General features: G+C 61.9%; 16 protein-coding genes and 1 pseudogene. 8 read left to right on the forward strand and 9 right to left on the reverse strand.

Annotated elements, in window-relative coordinates; all coding sequences use genetic code 11:
* Positions 1 to 263 precede the first annotated feature (263 nt).
* Positions 264 to 2,768, forward strand: a complete 2,505-nt coding sequence (locus R8871_RS18120) for a GcvT family protein (RefSeq protein WP_175051669.1) — start codon at positions 264 to 266, stop codon at positions 2,766 to 2,768.
* On the opposite strand, the pseudogene R8871_RS18125 reads toward R8871_RS18120, so the two are convergent.
* The 3 genes and pseudogenes from R8871_RS18125 to R8871_RS18135 all read right to left on the reverse strand — a co-directional run bounded on the left by R8871_RS18125 (position 2,765) and on the right by R8871_RS18135 (position 4,774).
* A pseudogene (locus R8871_RS18125) lies at positions 2,765 to 3,305 on the reverse strand (cytochrome b). The gene R8871_RS18120 and the pseudogene R8871_RS18125 overlap by 4 nt on opposite strands.
* Positions 3,302 to 4,393: a catalase family peroxidase gene (locus R8871_RS18130; protein WP_175051670.1), complete on the reverse strand. Its 1,092-nt coding sequence runs from the start codon at positions 4,391 to 4,393 to the stop codon at positions 3,302 to 3,304. Before R8871_RS18130 ends, R8871_RS18125 begins: the two are co-directional and overlap by 4 nt.
* 114 nt (positions 4,394 to 4,507) lie before the next feature.
* Complete coding sequence (locus R8871_RS18135; RefSeq protein WP_175051671.1) at positions 4,508 to 4,774, reverse strand: DUF4148 domain-containing protein; 267 nt, start codon at positions 4,772 to 4,774, stop codon at positions 4,508 to 4,510.
* 167 nt (positions 4,775 to 4,941) lie between these two features.
* Between R8871_RS18135 and R8871_RS18140 the strand changes: the two genes are divergently transcribed.
* From R8871_RS18140 to R8871_RS18150, 3 genes are all read left to right on the forward strand, one after another.
* Positions 4,942 to 5,667: an anti-sigma factor family protein gene (locus tag R8871_RS18140; protein WP_175051672.1), complete on the forward strand. Its 726-nt coding sequence runs from the start codon at positions 4,942 to 4,944 to the stop codon at positions 5,665 to 5,667.
* A 144-nt stretch (positions 5,668 to 5,811) separates the two neighbouring features.
* The gene (locus R8871_RS18145; RefSeq protein ID WP_054036380.1) at positions 5,812 to 6,330 is read left to right on the forward strand and encodes a sigma-70 family RNA polymerase sigma factor; all 519 of its coding nucleotides are present in this window, start codon (positions 5,812 to 5,814) and stop codon (positions 6,328 to 6,330) included.
* Positions 6,327 to 7,154, forward strand: coding sequence for an anti-sigma factor family protein (locus R8871_RS18150; RefSeq protein ID WP_175051673.1), 828 nt, complete (start codon positions 6,327 to 6,329; stop codon positions 7,152 to 7,154). The genes R8871_RS18145 and R8871_RS18150 overlap by 4 nt, the downstream gene beginning before the upstream one ends.
* A gap of 28 nt (positions 7,155 to 7,182) precedes the next feature.
* On the opposite strand, the gene R8871_RS18155 is transcribed toward R8871_RS18150, so the two are convergent.
* The 3 genes from R8871_RS18155 to R8871_RS18165 all read right to left on the reverse strand — a co-directional run bounded on the left by R8871_RS18155 (position 7,183) and on the right by R8871_RS18165 (position 10,381).
* Positions 7,183 to 8,241: a lipase secretion chaperone gene (locus tag R8871_RS18155; RefSeq protein ID WP_175051674.1), complete on the reverse strand. Its 1,059-nt coding sequence runs from the start codon at positions 8,239 to 8,241 to the stop codon at positions 7,183 to 7,185.
* A 4-nt stretch (positions 8,242 to 8,245) separates the two neighbouring features.
* A complete protein-coding gene (locus tag R8871_RS18160; protein WP_175051675.1) occupies positions 8,246 to 9,340 on the reverse strand; it encodes a triacylglycerol lipase in 1,095 nt (364 codons plus the stop codon).
* 105 nt (positions 9,341 to 9,445) lie between these two features.
* Positions 9,446 to 10,381 carry an AraC family transcriptional regulator gene (locus R8871_RS18165; protein WP_175051676.1) on the reverse strand — a complete coding sequence of 312 codons (936 nt, stop codon included), beginning with the start codon at positions 10,379 to 10,381 and terminating at the stop codon, positions 9,446 to 9,448.
* A 207-nt stretch (positions 10,382 to 10,588) separates the two neighbouring features.
* Here R8871_RS18165 and R8871_RS18170 point away from each other — a divergent pair, with 207 nt between their 5' ends.
* Positions 10,589 to 11,503 carry an NAD(P)H-binding protein gene (locus R8871_RS18170; protein WP_175051677.1) on the forward strand — a complete coding sequence of 305 codons (915 nt, stop codon included), beginning with the start codon at positions 10,589 to 10,591 and terminating at the stop codon, positions 11,501 to 11,503.
* Between the two features lie 371 nt (positions 11,504 to 11,874).
* Here R8871_RS18170 and ribA read toward each other — a convergent pair whose 3' ends face one another.
* Complete coding sequence (ribA, locus tag R8871_RS18175) at positions 11,875 to 12,525, reverse strand: GTP cyclohydrolase II (protein ID WP_175051813.1); 651 nt, start codon at positions 12,523 to 12,525, stop codon at positions 11,875 to 11,877.
* Positions 12,526 to 12,759: 234 nt separating this feature from the next.
* Between ribA and R8871_RS18180 the strand changes: the two genes are divergently transcribed.
* The gene (locus tag R8871_RS18180) at positions 12,760 to 13,203 is read left to right on the forward strand and encodes a CBS domain-containing protein (RefSeq protein ID WP_054036399.1); all 444 of its coding nucleotides are present in this window, start codon (positions 12,760 to 12,762) and stop codon (positions 13,201 to 13,203) included.
* Positions 13,204 to 13,508: 305 nt separating this feature from the next.
* Here R8871_RS18180 and R8871_RS18185 read toward each other — a convergent pair whose 3' ends face one another.
* Both R8871_RS18185 and R8871_RS18190 read right to left on the reverse strand, forming a co-directional pair.
* Positions 13,509 to 13,853, reverse strand: a complete 345-nt coding sequence (locus R8871_RS18185) for a DUF4148 domain-containing protein (protein WP_175051678.1) — start codon at positions 13,851 to 13,853, stop codon at positions 13,509 to 13,511.
* 269 nt (positions 13,854 to 14,122) lie between these two features.
* A complete protein-coding gene (locus R8871_RS18190) occupies positions 14,123 to 14,770 on the reverse strand; it encodes a DNA-3-methyladenine glycosylase (RefSeq protein ID WP_175051679.1) in 648 nt (215 codons plus the stop codon).
* Positions 14,771 to 15,151: 381 nt separating this feature from the next.
* Between R8871_RS18190 and R8871_RS18195 the strand changes: the two genes are divergently transcribed.
* On the forward strand, positions 15,152 to 15,517 hold the full coding sequence (locus R8871_RS18195) for a BON domain-containing protein (protein ID WP_175051680.1): 366 nt from the start codon (positions 15,152 to 15,154) through the stop codon (positions 15,515 to 15,517).
* A 433-nt stretch (positions 15,518 to 15,950) separates the two neighbouring features.
* Positions 15,951 to 17,033: a calcium:proton antiporter gene (locus R8871_RS18200; protein ID WP_175051681.1), complete on the forward strand. Its 1,083-nt coding sequence runs from the start codon at positions 15,951 to 15,953 to the stop codon at positions 17,031 to 17,033.
* Positions 17,034 to 17,048: the final 15 nt, after the last annotated feature.

Below are 17,048 nucleotides of genomic sequence, written 5' to 3' on the forward strand. Positions count from 1 at the left end.
CTGACGGACGGAGTCTATCAAAAACGCACACTTTAGCGGAATGAATATCCACACATTGCCAATTAAAACCACACATCGAGATTCGCTAGACCCGTTCCCGCTAATGCAGTTGTGCAATGTAAACGACCTTTTAACGCATGCCGCATAACGCTTCGCCATGACCAATTTGTGACGCAAGCGCTATCCCAACGAATCCACGGAATCGTTGCATTCTGTGTTTTTTTGCGGCAAGCTGTGCGCATTCACCCAAAGAATTCCCACACATGTCCACATCTATCCCCACCCACGCCCGTGTCGTCATCATCGGCGGCGGCATCATTGGCTGCTCGGTCGCCTATCACCTGACCAAACTGGGCTGGACCGATGTGGTTCTGCTCGAACAGGGTCAGTTGTCGTGCGGCACGACCTGGCACGCAGCCGGCCTCGTCGGCCAACTGCGCGCGCAGGAAAGCATGACCAGACTGATCCGTTACTCGACCGCCCTTTACGCCGAACTCGAGGCCGACACCGGCCTCGCGACCGGCTGGAAGCAATGCGGTTCGCTCTCGGTGGCCCGCACGGCCGAGCGGATGACACAGCTCAAGCGCACCGCGGCCGTCGCGCGCGCCTACGGGGTGGCATGCGACGTGATCAGTCCGCAGGAAGCAGGCGATCTATGGCCGGTGATGCGCACCGACGACCTGCTCGGCGCCGTCTGGCTGCCCGGCGACGGCAAAGCGAATCCCACGGATCTGACCCAGGCCCTCGCCCGCGGCGCCCGCACGCGTGGCGCGCGCATCGTCGAGAACACCCGCGTCACGGCGATTCACACGCGCACCGCACTCGAAGACAAGGCAAACAGCACGGCGGGCGCACGCGAAGTCAGCGGCCTCGCATGGCGCAACAAGGACGGAGAAGAAGGCACGATCGGCGTAGACATCGTCGTGAATTGCGCGGGCCAATGGGCCAAAGCGGTGGGCCGCCTGTGCGGCGTGACGGTGCCCTTGCACTCGGCCGAGCACTACTACATCGTCACCGAACGCATTGCCGGCGTGCATCCGGATCTGCCGGTGATGCGCGATCCGGATGGTTTCATCTACTTCAAGGAGGAAGTGGGCGGTCTCGTGATGGGCGGCTTCGAACCGAACGCGAAACCGTGGGGCATGAACGGCATTCCGGACAACTTCGAATTCCAGTTGCTTCCCGACGACTGGGACCAGTTCGAAATCCTGATGGAAAATGCGCTGCAACGCGTGCCCGCACTCGAAACGGCGCAGGTGAAACAGTTCTATAACGGCCCGGAATCGTTCACGCCAGATAACAACTTCATGCTCGGCGAAGCGCCGGAATTGCGGCGCTTTTTTGTCGGCGCGGGTTTCAATTCGATGGGGATCGCGTCAGCAGGCGGTGCGGGCATGGCGCTCGCCGAATGGATCGTCGCAGGCGAACCGACGATGGACCTGTGGCCGGTCGACATCCGCCGCTTTGCGCGTTTTAACGGCAACGACACGTGGCTGCATGATCGCGTGAAGGAAACGCTCGGCCTGCACTACGCGATGCCGTGGCCGAACCGTGAACTGGATAGCGCACGGCCGTTCCGCCGCTCGCCCCTGTATTCGCTGCTCCGCGATGATGGCGCCTGCTTCGGCAGCAAAATGGGCTGGGAGCGCGCCAACTTTTTCGCACCGACACCCGCAGAAGCACAGATCGACTACGCGTTCGGCCAGCAGAACTGGCTGCCATGGAGCGGCGCCGAACATCGTGCGTGTCGCGAAGGCGTCGCGCTATTCGACATGACGTCGTTCTCCAAATTTCTCGTCAAAGGGCGCGATGCGGAAAGCGTGCTTCAAGGCATCGTCGCCAACGATGTAGCGGTGCCATTTGGCACCACGATCTATACCGGCATGCTCAACGAGCGCGGTACCTACGAATCGGATTTCACGCTCACGCGCCTCGCCGACGATCAGTACCTGCTGGTCACCGGCACCGCGCAAACCACACGCGATTTCGACACCATCGAAAAAGCAATTCCGCGCGACAAACACTGCACACTGGTCGACGTCACCGGCCAGTACGCCGTGCTTGCCGTAATGGGCCCACGTTCACGCGAGTTGCTGCAAAGCGTGTCGAAGGCGGACTGGAGCAATGAGGCATTCGCCTTCGGCCAGAGCCGCGAAGTCGATCTCGGTTACGCAACGGTGCGCGCCACCCGCCTCACCTACGTCGGCGAACTCGGTTGGGAACTGTACGTGCCGGTCGAGTTCGCAGTCAGCGTGTACGAAACCTTGCAACAGGCTGGCAAGGCGTTCGATCTCGTCAATGCGGGCTACTACGCGATCGACTCGTTACGCATCGAGAAAGGCTACCGCGCGTGGGGCCGCGAACTGACGCCGGATACGAATCCGTTCGAAGCGGGGCTGTCGTTCGCCTGCAAGCTCGATAAGGACATCCCGTTCCGCGGCCGCGATGCGTTGCTGAAATTGCGCGCCGAGCCACTGCGCCGCCGCATGGTGGTGCTCACCGCTGACGGCGCCGCCGATCGCATGCTGTGGGGTGGCGAAGCCATTCTGCGTGACGGCAAGCCGGTCGGCTTCGTCAGTTCGGCAGCGTTCGGGCACACGCTCGGCTGCCCGGTGGCGATGGGCTATATCAACAATCCGGACGGCGTCGCCGATGCCGCATATCTGAACGGCGGTCAATACATGATCGACGTCGCCGGCGATCTGCTGCCGGCCACTGTGTATCTGAAGGCACCTTATGATCCGCGCTCGGAACGGGTGAAGGGCTAACGCCCTCCGCGCGCCATACTCGAAAACACCCCATCGCGGCGGATCAGGCCATGAAACAGCGCCGCCGCGAGGTGCAACAGCACGGTAGAAAACAGCGCAAATGCAAGCCATGTATGCAAGGCGCGCAGTAGCGCGAACAACTCCGTGTTATGCGGCGCGATCGGCGGTAAATGCAGGGGACCGTATAGCGTGACCGGATATCCCGCCGCGGATAGCATCGCCCAGCCGATCAGCTGGCATCGCGATCATCAGCGCATAGAGGATGAGATGCGACAGCCTGGCGGCGATACGCTGCGGCGCTGGCATGTATGCCGGCAATGGCGGACTGCCGCGCCGGATACGCACGCCCACGCGCAGTATCACCAACAGCAGCAGCGCTATCCCAAGCGGCTTGTGAATCGCGATCAGCGTGGTATGCGCCCGCGACACCGTCGCGACCATGCCCACGCCGATAAACAGCATCGCGATGATCAGTGGCGCCATGGTCCAGTGCAGGAGTCGCGCGAGCGGACTGAAATGGGTACGCGTCTGTGTCATGAACGCTCTCCGTTCGACTTCATTTGATGAACCTCGGGGTGCAACGATTCTTCGCGCGTGCGGCGCTTGTACGACAGCGCGTACGCAGCCGAGCGCGCGGCGAGCAACGGATCGTTGGAAGGCCGGATACCAGCCGGCAAAATGGTCGGATCGAAATTGACATCGCGACAGGCACCATCTTCCTGCGACGTCGTGTGATCGAGCACCAGCGTGCCGGCGTCGATATGCTGGCGATCGTCGGGCCATTGCATCGTCGCGTCGTCGATGGGGTCGCCGGGTTGCGCGACCGTCAGGATCAGATGCCAGCGCAACGGTCCATTTTGCAGACGCTGATCGAGGTCGGCTTCGAGGAAATTCTTCTCTTCCTTTTGCGCATCGGTGATCGGTGCATACGGCGTTTCAGGCACCATCGCCCAACGTACGGCGCGCGTATTGCCCGTGCTGTCGGTGAACTGGAATGCGTTGATGCTGTAGTACGCAGCGTTCGCCAGACTCGACGACGGCGGATGCGCTTTCACCCATGTCTGAAACGGTTTGGTCTCCGGATTCGCGGCATAAAACGCTTTCAGCTTTGCGGGGTCCGGTTTGCCAGTCGCGGCATCGGGTTTCGCCGCGACCAGTTGCTGATAGAACTGCTCGGGCGTATGAACCGCGAATACGGGTGTCGAATTCATTCCTGTGCGCCACTGCTCGCCATTCTGCAACTGGAACAGCAACGCCATGCTGCGCACCGGCGAGCTCGTATCGGGCGCGGACGGATTGCCGCCGGGAACCGCGAAGCGGCCGATGACCGGCGTGCGGCCCGGCGCGAATACGGCGGCATGTGAAAGCACCGAACCGTCGCCGCTACTGTCGAAATACCCCGCCACACATAAGCCCTTGGCATGATTGCGGCGATAGCCGGGATGAGCCTGGCCGGCCACCGCTTCGAACGTATTGATGATTCGCGGCGCAGTGAGCCGCGCGGGTGTCAGCCAGCCAGCCGTATAGGCAAAGCCGCCGGCAAGCACCGCGACGACTGCGCCAATTGCCGCGAGCCGGCATGGCACGCATGGAGGCGCAGCGTTGGGAACGGATGGTTTTGTCACGACGACTCCTTGACTCTCGGATAGATGCACTCATCGGCAAACACCGAATCCGGCGATCTATTCCATTCGACGTCCGGCGCGTCCGTTCCGCGTGCGCGCCGGCTATCGATAAGGTCAATTGACGCTGCCGGCCGTCGCGGCGCCGCTCGCGACATGGTTCGCGGCCGCCTTGGCGGCGAGTGCTTCCTTGTTGTGCGCGACCTGCTGGGCGAAGATGGGATTGACTTCCGGATACGATGTATCAGTGACATAGTCGAGGCCATTCTGTTGAGCTTCGATCAATTCCTGGTACACCTGAGCACGTGTCTTGCCTTCTGCAAAAACGCTCGACGAAGCGGCGAGAACGACGAGGGACAATGCGGCAACAGCGATCTTCTTCATGATGAACTCCAGAGAGTTTTGTGCGGGTTTGCATGAGGGATAACCAGGGGTTCGCGGCTTTTATTCCTGCCTTCGCGCTTCGTAAAAAACAAACTTCGAAGGTGGAATAAACTCATACCTGCGTGTGTTCGCCACTCGATAGCTGAAATCCGACGAATGCCGAAACCATGACCTCAACCACCCCGCCCTCCGATTCGCCGCTTTCCGAAGCCGACATTCAGGCCTATGCCGATGGCACGCTGACGCCGGAGCGCGCTGCGTTTCTGCAGGACTATCTGGGCAAGGATCCGGCGGAAGCACGCCGCGTGGCGTTCTACGGCAGGCTCAACGCGCAGATGCAGCAGGCCTTCCAGGCCACTGAAGAACCCGTTTCGACCCGCGCGGAGGGATGGCGCGGCGTACTCGAGCGGCTAAAGACCGGGAAACGCCCGGGCAAGTTGGTGAATGCTCTCGGGGCGCTCGTTCTGACGCTGGTAGCCGCGAGCGGCTGGCTCGCCGCCACCCAGGTGTCCCGGCAGGCGCTCAACAATGCGGCCGTGATGGCGTTGGCGGAAACCGACGCCGCACGGTATTCCGCGGCTTCGCCGACGCGAACCGATGCGTCCGCGCCCAACCTCGCTTCCATCGGATTGCGGCTTGTGGATCAAAGGGTCCTATCACTCGGTCCCTTCCAACGCGCCAGCGAATTCATCTATCTGAACGGCGACAACCGCCCTGTCGTGCTGATTTCCACGCTGGCGCTGCTGGCGCCCGCCCAGCCGCAGTGGGCCGCCCTGCGCATCGGCGAAATCAGGCTGCTGACCTGGACGGCGCAGCGCCAGCGCTTCGTGGTCGCCGGGGACGCCCGCACCCACGGCCTGATGCGCGCCGCCGACGTGATGACGATGCACTAGGCCGTCGTCAGATTTTTTCGCAACACGACAAAAACAACGGAATAAAATGCGCCCACGCGTGTTTGCACCTCAAATGCGCGTGGTGGTTCAATCGACGGCCGCCCACCCGGCGCCCCACGAGAAGCCCCACGATTGGGATGAAAAATGGATGTCCGTGACGAGTTGATGGAGCATGTGCCGCGTTTGCGGCGCTATGCACGAGCGCTGATCAACAATCGCGATCTCGCCGACGATCTGGTGCAGGACACGCTCGAACGCGCGCTCGGCCGTACCGGCATGTTCCAGCCCGGCACCGACTTGCGCGCGTGGCTGTTCACGATCATGCACAACGTGTTCGCCAATCAGGCGCGCAAGGCTTCGGCGCGTGCGGTTCACGTAGCGGTCGACGACGACAGCGTCCACGAAAGCGAATTTGCCGTGCCGTCCGATCAAACCCGTTCGCTGGAAATGCGCGACCTCGACTACGCATTGCAGCGCCTGCCGATGGAGCAGCGTGAAGTCGTGCTGCTGGTCGGTCTCGAGGAAATGAGCTACGCCGACGTGGCGTTGGCGCTGAACATTCCGATCGGCACGGTGATGTCGCGCCTTTCGCGTGGGCGTGAGCGGCTTCGGGCATTGATGGCGGGCACGCAGCCCGGTGCAAAATTACAGGTGGTGCGATGAGCGAGCAACACACGCCGATCGGCGAAGAAGACCTGCACGCGTACGTCGACGGCACGCTGTCCGACGAACGACGCGTGGAAGTGGAGCGCGCGCTCGAACAGAACCCCGAGTTGGCCGCACGCGTCAGCGATTATTTCTCGCTGAACAGCATGTTTCATGAACGCTATGACCGCGTGCTGAGCGAGCCCGTACCCAGGCGTCTGCAAACGCCTCTGGCCACTGGGCGCCGCTGGCGCATAGCCGCCAACTGGCCGCAGTTCGCCGGGATGGCGGCAGCGCTGGTGTTGGGCGTGGGCATCGGCGTCGGCACGCATATGGGGCAGGATGTCGTGGCGCCAGTCGCCGGTCACTCGGACACGCGCCCGGTCAGTGCGGACAGTTCGGAAATGTTTGCGCGGCAGGCCGCGGTGGCGCACGTGGTCTATATGCCCGCCGTCGACCGTCCAGCCGAAATGACTGCGGATCACGAACAGGATTTCGTGCAGTGGCTGTCCAACCGGCTCGGCACCAACGTACATCCGCCAATGCTCTCGAAGAGCGGTTTCAACCTCTCCGGCGGCCGCCTGCTGCCGGGCGCCGATGGACCGACCGCGCAGTTCATGTATCGCGGGCCGAATGGCGAACGCGTGACGCTGTGCATTTCGCACCGTCAGGTGAATTCGAATACCACGGCGTTCAAGCTGTATCAGGACGGGCCGGTGAACGTGTTCTACTGGGTCGACGGCGACTTTGGCTATGCGGTGTCAGGCGGGATCGATCGCAAGGTGCTGTTGCAACTGTCGCATGACGTGTACTCGCAATTGACGGGCGCCGCGCCGGGTTGAGAGGTCGCGCCACACTGCGATAGCGGGTTCAGTTTGCCGAACCGCTGCCGCGATCGAGCGACGCCGCGCGCATCGCGTCGCTCGGATTGGTGAAGAACTGCTGGCGCAACTGCGCAATCTGCGCGTCGCGTTGCTGAGGCGGCAAACCCTGTTTGTCGATCTGCGCGCGCTGGCTTGAATAGTCTGCGTAGCGGGCTTGCCAGGCGTCGTCAGCCTGCTGCATCTGCACGACGCGTTGCGCCGCTTCAGGCCCAAGTGTCTGCGTGATCTGCGCACGCAACGTATCGAGCGAACCGCCCTGCTTCTGCGCCTGACTGATCGCGTCGAGTGCGGCCTGCTGCTGGCGTGCCCGTTCGTGGGCTGCGCGTGTTTCCGGCGGCAGTGCCGCGTCTAGTGCGGCAAGACGCGCCGCTTTTTGAGCGGCGCTCAACGAGCCATCTGACGCGATGCGCAGGCGCGCCAGATCCGTATGTTGCTGCTGCGATTCAGCGCCGAAGAACGGCTCGTTCCATTCACCCATCAAACGGGCGCCTAAGCCGTCGCGCTGGTCAAGCGAGAGTTGCAGCGCGTCGAGGTCCAGCTTTGCGCCGCTTTGGCTTTGGATTGGCGAGGTTTGTGGCAACTGGTCGAGCGCCGTGCGATAAGCGCTATAACGCTGCCAGACAGTCACCGTTTCGTCGGCGGCCGGCGTGCTGTCGAGTTGCGCAGCGATCTGGCGACGCACCAGCGCATCGAGCGTCGCGGGAGAGATTTCGTTTTGCGTCGTCAGGAAGTAATCGAAGAAATCGCGGACCGCACGCGTGCGCGCGAGGTGGCCGCGACCATCGGTTGGCAGAAGCGGTGGTGACGAACCGTCGAGCGAAGCAGGCAATGCCCCGGCCATCGACGCGCCGGCCACCATGTCCTTGCCCGAAGCAAGCGCGAGTTGCGCGGAACTCGCTGCCTTTACCGCACGCAGCGCTGACGCATCATGCGAGGGCGGTGGACGGTTCAGCCACAATGCCGCGCCCGCTGACACCGCACCCACCGCCACGAAAACCAGCCACTGACTCCGCGCACTGCCCCGCTGCCGATCCAATCGCCGCATTCGTTCACACTCCTTGCGTCTTCAGGCGATTTGCCTGCGTGCGAATCACTGCCACCGGGTCGGCCGCATTCGCGCCGCGCACGCCGAGCAACTGGTTGATCTCGTCGAGATGGTTCCACTTGTAGCTCGTGCCGAGCACCTTGCCGTAGAGCGCGCTGCACACCGAGACGAGTCCGTCGTTCTGCCCCGACTGGCGGCTCAGCATGATCGTGCCGGTGCCGTACAGGACGAGTGTCGAAGGATCCAGAAGGTTGGCGGAATCGATTGGCGCGACGCTGGTGTCGGCGGCACCGGGGATACCCAGCACGGAGATCGGCTGAATCGCGCTACCCGCCCACGAGTACAGCAGATGCGTGTTGCCGTTGACGGTTTCAGTCGCGGCGCCCGTTTGGCAGGAGCCTGGCGCACCGAGGCCGGCACTCGGATAACGCAAGTTGTAGGCCGCGGTGTTAGCCGTGGTCAGCGTTTGCAGCGCGGCTACCGCATTCTGATTCGTGTTGTGATTACTACTCGTCAGGATGCCGAATATATTCGCGAACGCGCCGATGATCGGTGTCGAAAGTCCGGTCGGATCTTTTTGCAGCGCGTCCTGCACGAAGTCGGCGAACTCCGAGCCGCGATGCGGCGTACCGATCGTGGTGACCGAAGCGACGAGTTCCGGCGCGACGGCCGCAACATAGCGTGAGGTCAACCCGCCCTGGCTGTGTCCGATCAGATTTACCTTCTGCGCGCCGGTTGCGGCCAGGACCTGCTTCACATAGGCGAGTAGCTGTTCACCGCGCCCGTTCGGACCGTCATCGCTCTGAAAGCCCGAGAGGTTCGCCACATACACGTTTGCGCCGTGCTGCTGGAGGTCGGACTGAATGCCGTACCAGTAGTCGAGCACGCCGAGATATTTGTCGGTCCCGGTGAGACCATGGACGAGGATGATCGGATAGCGGGTTGCCGCATAATCGTCGGCACTGGTTGCCGACGTCGCGGCAACTGCGTGATCGATGGCAACGGGTGTGGCGATTGTGAGAAGCACAGCGAGTGGCGCATTGGCGACAGCGGCCGCGATCGCCCAGGCGACGATGCGAGAACCCTTCGATTTCGACATGTGACGGCCTCCGGTTGCGAAGTCCGCGTATTTAGCTATACAAATCGATCGAGGGCAATAGAGCCGGTACTCCAAACTGCTTATGCTGCAGTGCGTGTTTAAAGTCTATCGCGGTGTTGCAATGCGACGGGCATTGAAGGCGTCGAGCTCGACAATGCTGTCTGAATTCGCGCTTGACTTGACCAGCTCTCGCGGCGTAACCCCCAACAATCGTCCCATCCAATGCGCCATATGACTCTGATGCGCGAAGCCCGTCTCCAACGCGATCTGACTCGCGCTCAGCGTGCCTTGAAGCAATAGCGCTCTCGCCCGCTCCACGCGCCGCTGCACAACATACTGATGCACCGGCGTACCGAGCGTTTCGCGAAACAGCACTTTGAAATGCGGGACGCTCAATTCAGCGTGCACCGCCAGTTCGTCAAGCGTGAGACGCTGATCGAGGTGCGCTTCGATAAACTCGATCACGCGAGCGGCCGTCTTCGGCGCAAGCGTGCGACGTTTATTCTCGAGTTTGTCGAGCGTCGGCGCGCTGCCGATCAGGCGCACCACCATCGCCGTACACAGGCTTTCGGCGTAGAGCGGATCGGATGCATCGTCCGCTTCGAGTTCCGCGCGCAACGCCCAGGCCAGATACTGAAAACGCGGGTCTCGCATCTGGAACTGCGGACGAAGCCGCGCTTCGCTCGTCTTCAATTCGAGTTGTTCGACGGTCCGCTGCGCGAAGTCTTCGCCGATCCATACGCTGAAAATCGTGCAGGCGGCTTCATCGGTCCACTGTCCGTCGAGGCCTGCGGGAATCACATCTACATCGCCATGCGCCTGAATCCGCGAATAGCGGCGCTCATTGCACATGCAACGCGCCTTGACCGGCGCGCCGACATGCACACCCACGCGATGATACTTAAACGCCGGAATCCGGTGCAGCCCGGCCGACACGTTGACCAGTTCCGCGCCGAAGCCCTGCCAGCCGAGCGTCCTGCTCGAGAGAAGCGTGATGCGGGAGCCACTGTGCGGCTGCGGTATCGGTGTCACGGCGTTCATTGCTTTTCCTCGTGGATGGCGGCCAACCTGTGTGCATTGTGCTGCGTTTTTCGCTCTTTCGCTTGGCTTGCACCGCCTCAGTACACCTGCTGCGCCGCCACAAAGAAAAACAATCATCCGAATCTGCGCATGACGATCCGTGCCCGCGCGCTTCTCCGTCCACGTCTGCCTAACATGGCCGCATACCGATCCAGCAAGGAGCTCAACGTGTTCGTGATCTTTGGAGCAGCAGGCAATGTAGGCAGAGTGAGTGCGGCAGCGTTGCGCCGGGCGGGCCGCGAAGTGCGCGCGGTCGTGCGCCACGCGAGGCAAGGCGATGCGTTGGCGGAAATCGGCTGTGAAATTGCCATCGCCGATCTGCTCGATCCGGCTTCGGTCGCGCAAGCTATCGAGGGAGCGTACGCGGTACAGATACTGTGCCCACTGCCGCACGCCGACGCCGATCCCGCCACCGCAATGCGGCGCATGATCGACGTGAGCGCGAACGCATTGCGCGCCAATCCGCCGCAACGCGTGCTCGCGCTGTCCGACTACGGCGCGGAACACCCGAGCGGCACCGGCATCACGACGCTGTTTCACCTCCTCGAAACGCAACTCGCGCCCATTGACTCGCAGTTGACGTTTCTACGCGCAGCCGAACACATGCACAACTGGGCGCGCGTGCTGCCGATCGCGCTCGCCAGAGGCGTGTTGCCGAGCCTGCATCATCCGTTGAGCAAGCTGTTTCCGACGGTTGCTGCAGAGGATGTCGGACTGCTGGCCGCTGAACTATTGCTCGACGACAGACCGGCGAAGGTATCGCCGCGGGTGGTGAGTATCGAGGGCGAAACGCGGGTCAGCCCGTTCGACGTCGCACGCACGCTCGGTGCATTGGCGCACCGTCAGATCACGGCCTACGAAGTGCCGCGCGGCGAATGGGCCGCCATGCTCCATGGCGCGGGACTCAGCGAGAACCACGCGCGTCTCATCACGGATCTTTACGACGCGCATAACGCGGGCCGCATCGACGTCGAAACCGAGATCAGCGAGCGGCGCTACGGCGCTACGGCGCTGGAGAGCGTGTTTGCGTCGATCCTGGCACGTGCCGCTGAAACTTCAGCTGTAAATGCAGATGCGCGCTAGACGGCATCCGTATCAGGAGGAATGACATGCATACCTGCCCTTTGCTACGCGCATCGACGGAATCGCGGAAAATCGTGGCGCATCGAATCTCGCGAACGCGCGCGACCACGAGCGTTCGCTACTGGATGGCGATCCGCGCAAGTCTTGCGGGACTGACAGGCTGGCGAGCGCTTCGGGAAGTGCTGAACGCAATCCCGGATAGCAACGACGACTTTGGCTTGTTCTGATTTTCTGCGCGGCTCGAATCGAATCGGGCTCCACTCGGCTCGATACGCCATACGTACGCCGTAGGTACGCCGCACTACATTGACAAAACCGACGCCACAACGCCGGCCACCGTTTGCAAACGGTGGCCGGCGTGCATGCGTCGGTTATTCGTTTTCGTCGAAGTAGTGCCCAAACTTCAATTGTTTGGTACGGATATAACGCTCGTTTTCCTCGCGCATCGGAATCGCCAGCGCGACCCGCTCGCATACCGGAATGCCATGCTTGGACAGCGTGTCGAATTTTTCCGGATTGTTGCTCATCAGGCGCACCGAAGTCACCTTGAGCGTGCGCAGAATGCCGGCCGCGGAATCGTATTCACGCGAGTCGTCGGGCAAGCCGAGATCGAGATTGGCCTCGACGGTGTCGCGGCCCTGCTCCTGCAACGCATACGCGCGAATCTTGTTCGACAGGCCAATGCCGCGGCCTTCGTGGCCACGCAGATACAGCAGCACGCCGCATCCTTCAGCCGCGATGTAGCGCAGCGCCAGATCGAGCTGTTCGCCGCAATCGCAGCGGTACGAGCCGAGCACGTCGCCCGTCAGGCACTCGGAGTGCAGGCGCGTCAACACGGACGACTGGTTTGCGACGTCGCCCATCACGAGCGCGAGATGTTCGGCGCCGCTATCGGCCACGCGAAACACGTAGGAGGTAAACGTGCCGTAGCGCGTGGGGAGCGTGGCGGTAGCGTCGAGGACGACGCACTCGCCGCTAGGTGCGCCGTCTGTTGCTTGCAACGGATCGTGAGACGTGAGCATGGCGTTGGACAATGGTGCTGACATGAACCCGCAAAATTGGGATGCGGTATGGACCGGCAGTTTACCGCTAATCGGCACACCGCGCCCGGATGCCCGCATGCCGCGTACGAAACCGACGCGCGCCACAGGTATTCCCGAGGTCCTTCCGCCGCGCGCCGCGCCTATACTGGAATAGCCTGTCCCTCACGACAGCGCGCCGCGTCGGCGTGCTGCACTGCGAAACGGAGTTGCTCCATGACAAGCGTTGCACAGCTTCTTAAAACTAAACCGAACAACACCACCGTCTTCACCGTCGGGGCCGACGATTCCGTCTACGACGCGATCAAGCTGATGGCTGAAAAAGGTATCGGCGCGCTGGTCGTGACGGACGGCGACAGCATCGCCGGAATCGTTACGGAGCGGGACTATGCGCGCAAGGTCGTCCTGATGGACCGTTCGTCGAAGGCGACGCCGGTGCGCGACATCATGAGCAAAGCCGTACGCTTTGTCCGCCCCGACCAGACCACCGATGATTGCATGGCCCTGATGACCGAACGGCGCATGCGCCATTTGCCGGTCATTGAAAACGACCGCCTGGTCGGCATGGTGTCGATCGGCGACCTGGTGAAGAACATCATCGCCGAGCAGCAGTTCACCATCCAGCAACTCGAGTTCTATATCCACGGCGAACGCCCCTGAGGTTCGCGGCATATCGCGAGTCGCGCCACGCGCCGGGCGTCGCGCACGGCCGGGCCCGAAACGTGGCGCAAAAAAAGCCCAATCCTTGAAAAAGGTTGGGCGAAGCTACCTTTCGGCAGCGGAGGTTCCTGAATTGTGGACCGGGAGAATGCGCGCTGCATAAAGCGCGCATGTGCCTCGCCGCCAACACTGCTGATTGCTTGCGAGACGCGGAACGTGCGCTCAGCTGACTCAGCTGATTTATGCACGCCCCGCTTCGATCAGACCAACTGCCGGCCGGACCAGCCGGCCTCCAAACTTAAAATTTAGTTACCGAAATAAACCGACTTCGGGCCGGACGACGGTTGCAAGACGCCACCCGTTTGCGACGAACCGCTCACCGCGCCACCGTAACCGCTGGTATCCGCGACGGGTTCCTGCGTTTGCGCGACTGCCGGATTTTGCGCCTGCACACGGCTTTCGGCAGCTTGAGCGTCGCCCGGATAGTTCGTGTCGTTGCTGGCGGCGGGGTTATAGCCGGCTTGTTCAAGCTGGATCAACTGACTGCGGACTTCTGCGCGGGTCGTGGGCTGGTCGCTCGACTGAGCGAACGAAGCAACTGGGGCGGCGAGAACGGCTGCAATAGCGATTGCCTTGATGAGCGATTTCATGACTAACCTCCAGATCTGGTTTTTTGCTTCGCTTGCCACACCATGTGAGAAGCGAGTGATTTCAGTCTAGTCACCCGATCATCGCGGGAAAACCCTTAATTGTGAGATAGATAATTGTTCAAAACGCAAGAGTGTGGCGAAACTTACCGTCAAACTTGATTGAAGGCTTCGTTTTACCGTAATAATTGTCGGGATCGTAACCATTCTGTCTGATGGTTCGAAAATACGTCCCCATGAGCGTGTTTTGCCACGTTGTCTGACGCTGATGGTCAGTTCTGCGTATTCGCCAACGCATCGGCATGCGGCGGCAGAAGCAATTTTCGCGGTCCGCTGACGAACGCGCTGCCGGGCTCGAAAAACCGTAACGGCCGATGCATCTCGCGCGACAAGCCGATGCGCGTCGTTACGCCGATCGGCACATCGCCCGTCTCGATCACACCGATCCACAGGCCATGCCCGCTGCAAAGATCGCGGCCGTCAAACGACTGGTCGATGCCCAAGGCCATCGTGAGCCGGCCGGGACCGCGCGCGAGATCGCGCAGCGGCACGCCAGGGCGCCGTGCTTCCATCAGCGGCAAGCCTTCCAGCGGCTCGATCGCGCGAATCAGAATGCCCGCGCCGACCTCTTCCGCTTCCGCGGACATGTTCAGCATGTACGAAAGCCCGTACGTAAGCCGGATATAGGCGTGGCCGGGAGCGAGAAACATCGAACCGTTATAAGGACGGCGGCCTGCAAACGCGTGACTGGTCGAATCGCCGAGCGGGTATGCCTCGGTTTCGACAATGCGACCGCTCATACGGCCTTCGGGGAGCTCGTGCACCAGATATTTGCCGATCATGAAACGCGCCAGCGCGACGGTATCGAGCGGTAAATCGTCACGAAGCAATGGGAGGATGGGAAGAGGCTGATTCGGCATGCAATCCGGACGGGTCTTTAAGCGCAACGCGCTGGGTTCGATAGATGCGCAGCGGACACGCCAACGGGCGCGCCACCCGCGCTGCATCAAGCGGTAGAGCGCCATCGGCCTGCCTTCATCGGCCCATTCGTTGTACCAAAACCTCATTTCCAGGCACCGACGCATTCACCATGGCACTAATTGGAGTATCGTGTGTTTCCGGCTTGCAGGACAGCCTTTGCCGGCATGCGTGTGCTTAAGCGCGCCTGATCCGCTTACAGATTGCAAGAAGTCGCATGACCGCAGCAACGTTCCATTCAGATTTGATCCCGAAGTACCCGCTGGTGCAGTACACCGGCCCATCCCGGGGCCGTCGTATTCATGACAATAGGAGAGAGTTGAATGAAAGCATTCCAGGCAATCAAGATGGTCGGCGGTGCGCTGATCGTTCTGGCGTCCATCAATGCGTACGCGCAAAGCAGCGACGCGGCAGCTCCGGCGGCTCCCACGGCTGCTTCTTCAGCAACGAGCGCCAAGTCTGCCAAGGCGGCCAACCGCGCACTGGGTCGTAAAGTGCGTAGCGCGCTGTCGAAGACCAAGGGCCTGAGCGTGACCAACATCACCGTGCGCGCACGTGGCGGCGCAGTGACGCTGGCCGGCACAGTGCCTGAGCAGCCGCAAGTCGACCTGGCAACCCAGGCCGCGCAAGCTGTGCCGGGCGTGACGTCGGTCAAGAACGCCCTCTCGATCCGTCCGGTCGGCCAATAAACCGCGTCGGTCGGTTGTAACGCTATACCCGGACGCATCGCTTCATCACGAGGCGGCGCGTCCGGACCGAAACACCCGGTTTCTTTCCCTGACGCCTGACGCTGCCAACCCGGCAGTTTTAATCTGCTGATGGCGTTTCGCCCATCGAAACCGCGCCGCATCATCCGCGCGATCCAGCGTCACTCAATCCTTCAGATGCAGAACAGCCGCCGGTTGCCTTGTCATCTTCGCCACTGCGTCGGCACAATCTGTAGTGAGGGCTGACAAAATCCTGTCAGCCGTGAATTATCCTTTATAATTTAATGCGTTAGAGTGAATTGTTGACGAAATGGTTTAGCATTTTCGCTCACACCAAGGTCTTGTCGACACTCCTGCGCGCATGTCGTATCAATCCGTATAAGCAACAAGAACACGTAACTAAAGGAAGTCCTGAATGACCGCTCCCGCGACCGCTTTGCCCCGCTGGACCATCGCCGCGCCCTTCGTCGCCTGGATCGTGCTGGGCATCGCGTATGCCGTGCCGGGCAACGGGCTGCTGCTCGCGCTGATCGGAGTCGCACTGTGCGCCGCCGTGTTCACGGCCGTGCACCATGCGGAAGTGGTCGCGCATCGCGTCGGCGAGCCGTTCGGCACTTTGGTGCTGGCGGTGGCCGTCACGGTGATCGAGGTCGCGCTGATCGTTTCGGTGATGCTGACGTCCGGGCCGGAAAAGGCCGGGCTTGCGCGCGACACGGTGTTCGCCGCGGTCATGATCGTCTGTAACGGAATCGTGGGCATCTGCCTGTTGGTGGGCGGCATCCGGCATCGCGAGCAGGATTTTCAGAGCCGGGGAGCGGCGGCGGCGCTGGCGGTGCTCGCGTCCCTGTCCGTATTGACTCTGGTCATGCCCAACTACACGACGACCAGTGCGGGCCCGCTTCTGTCGTCGTCGCAACTGGCGTTCGCGGGGGTGTCGTCGCTGGTGCTGTATGGGGTGTTCGTGTTCGTCCAGACCGTGCGGCATCGCGACTACTTTCTTGCCGGCGTGCCCGACGAGGACGTCCATGCGGCCCCGCCGAGCATTGGTGTCGCACTGGCCGCCGGCGGCTTGCTGGTAGTGTGTCTAGTCGCCGTGGTGTTGCTCGCGAAAGTGCTCTCGCCGGTGGTTGAAACTGCGGTCAAGAACGCGGGTGCGCCGCCGGCGGTGGTCGGCATTATCATCGCGGCGCTGGTGCTGTTGCCGGAAGGGCTCGCTGCCGTGCGCGCGGCGCGCGCCGATCGTCTGCAGAACAGCCTGAATCTCGCGCTCGGTTCGGCGCTGGCCAGTATCGGGCTGACTATTCCGACGGTCGCGGCCGTCTTCCTGTGGACCGCTCAGCCGCTCATACTCGGTATCGACGGCAAGGAAACCGTGCTGCTGATGCTCACGTTGATCGTCGGCACCCTGACGCTCAGTTCCGGACGCACGACGATCCTGCAAGGCGCCGTGCATCTTTCGCTGTTCGCGGCCTATCTGTTTCTGTCTTTCGCACCCTGACGATAAGGCTCGGGC

Origin of the sequence: Paraburkholderia sediminicola (assembly GCF_902859805.1) — a bacterium.
Classification (GTDB): Bacteria; Pseudomonadota; Gammaproteobacteria; order Burkholderiales; family Burkholderiaceae; genus Paraburkholderia; species Paraburkholderia sediminicola.